Raw genomic sequence first — 1,500 nt, forward strand, 5'->3', positions numbered from 1 at the left:
GCCAGACATGGCCCGGCTCCAGTTGGCGCGGCTTGAAGTTCAGCCGGGACAAGGCTTTTTCGAGCGTGGCGTTTTCGCCGGTGTTTTTGGTGCTGCCGCTCACAATCCGTCCCGTCCGCGAAAACGCCGCTGATAATGGGCGTCGTATAATGAACTCTCGCCAAAACCTCGCGCCGCCAGCGAGCGGCCGACGAAGATGATCGCCGTGCGCTCCATCGGATCGGCGGCGAGCTGTGCCTCGATGGTCGCCAGCGTGCCGGTCAGCACGCGCTCGTCCGGCCAGGAAGCGCGGAAGACGACCGCCACCGGGCAATCGCCGCCATAGTGCGGCGTCAGTTCGGCGACGACGCGATCGATGGCGTGGATGGCCAGATGAATAGCGAGCGTGGCGCCGGTGCGGCCGAAGCCGGCCAGCGTCTCGCCGGGCGGCATTTTTGAGGCGCGCCCGGAAATGCGGGTCAGCACCAGGCTTTGCGCCACTTCGGGAATGGTCAGCTCGCGGCGAAGTGCGGCGGCGGCGGCGGCGAAGGAGGGGACGCCCGGCGTCAGCGTATAAGGGATGCCGTGCTTTTCCAGCCGGCGGATCTGTTCGGCGACCGCGCTCCATACCGACAGGTCGCCGGAATGCAGGCGGGCGACATCCTGGCCTGATTTGTGCGCCTCGAGATAGGCGGCCTCGATCTCGTCGAGCGACATCGGCGCGGTGTCGACCAGCTTTGTCCCCGGCGCGCAGTGCTGCAGCAATTCGGGCGCGACGATCGAGCCGGCATGCAGGCAAACCGGGCAGTTTGCCAAAAGCCTTGCGCCGCGCAGCGTGATGAGGTCGGCCGCACCTGGACCGGCGCCGATGAAATGAACGGTCATGGCGCATCTCCGCTGATGGCGATGGCACAGGTGACCGGGCCGAGCACGGTGCGGGGGCCAAGCAGTTTTGCGCCTGTGCCGGCCACGGCGAGGGCGGACGCCTCGGAGACCGATGGTGTGCCGGCAACATCCTGCGAGAGATCGGAATGGCTGAGCGTATCCGACGAGGCAGCTTGAAGTGCTGAGTCGTCGACGACGATGACGGGAAGACTCAGCGTGCGGCCAGCGGCGGCGATCGCTTCTTCATCCTTCTTGAACGCGGCAGTCGCCAGTGCCGACAGCGCCGTCATCGCCAACCCATGCGCCTCCAGCGCCGTTTCGATCGCCGCAAGCACCTCTTCGACGCCCACGCCCTTTCGGCAGCCTATGCCTGCGACCATCATGGCTTCATCCAGCTCCATTGCGTCACTGGCATGGCCGGCCGCCAGGCCGGCATCGAGCCGACCGGCGAGGCCCGGGAGATGTTTATCCGCGTGAGATCGCCGCCGAGCTTCGTATGTTGGGCAAGAAGCAGGGCTTCCATCTCCAGCGTCACCGCGTTTGCCACGAGACGGCCGCCCGAGCGAAGCACCTTGATGGCTGTGCTCAAGACGCCGGTGTCGCTGCCGCCGCCGCCGATGAAGATCGCGTCAGGCG

2 protein-coding genes and 2 pseudogenes are annotated in these 1,500 nt (G+C 66.5%); all 4 read right to left on the bottom strand.

The features are described from left to right. Positions 1-103: pseudogene (locus EN969_RS36370) on the bottom strand (uroporphyrin-III methyltransferase); the annotation flags it as partial. After that, a complete protein-coding gene (cobM, locus tag EN969_RS30695; protein WP_024501374.1) occupies positions 100-864 on the bottom strand; it encodes a precorrin-4 C(11)-methyltransferase in 765 nt (254 codons plus the stop codon). The pseudogene EN969_RS36370 and the gene cobM, both read right to left, overlap by 4 nt. Beyond that, positions 861-1,247, bottom strand: a complete 387-nt coding sequence (locus EN969_RS30700) for a cobalamin biosynthesis protein (RefSeq protein WP_013531079.1) — start codon at positions 1,245-1,247, stop codon at positions 861-863. The genes cobM and EN969_RS30700 overlap by 4 nt, the downstream gene beginning before the upstream one ends. After that, positions 1,244-1,500: pseudogene (locus EN969_RS30705) on the bottom strand (cobalamin biosynthesis bifunctional protein CbiET); the annotation flags it as partial. The pseudogene EN969_RS30705 and the gene EN969_RS30700, both read right to left, overlap by 4 nt.

It is taken from the genome of Mesorhizobium sp. M7A.F.Ca.CA.003.01.2.1, from assembly GCF_003998945.1.
Lineage (GTDB): Bacteria > Pseudomonadota > Alphaproteobacteria > Rhizobiales > Rhizobiaceae > Mesorhizobium > Mesorhizobium ciceri.

Bases quoted from the DNA above. Each gene is read 5' to 3' on its own strand.
- EN969_RS30700 (WP_013531079.1), bottom strand. From the start codon at position 1,247: ATGATGGTCGCAGGCATAGGCTGCCGAAAGGGCGTGGGCGTCGAAGAG.
- cobM (WP_024501374.1), bottom strand. From the start codon at position 864: ATGACCGTTCATTTCATCGGCGCCGGTCCAGGTGCGGCCGACCTCATC.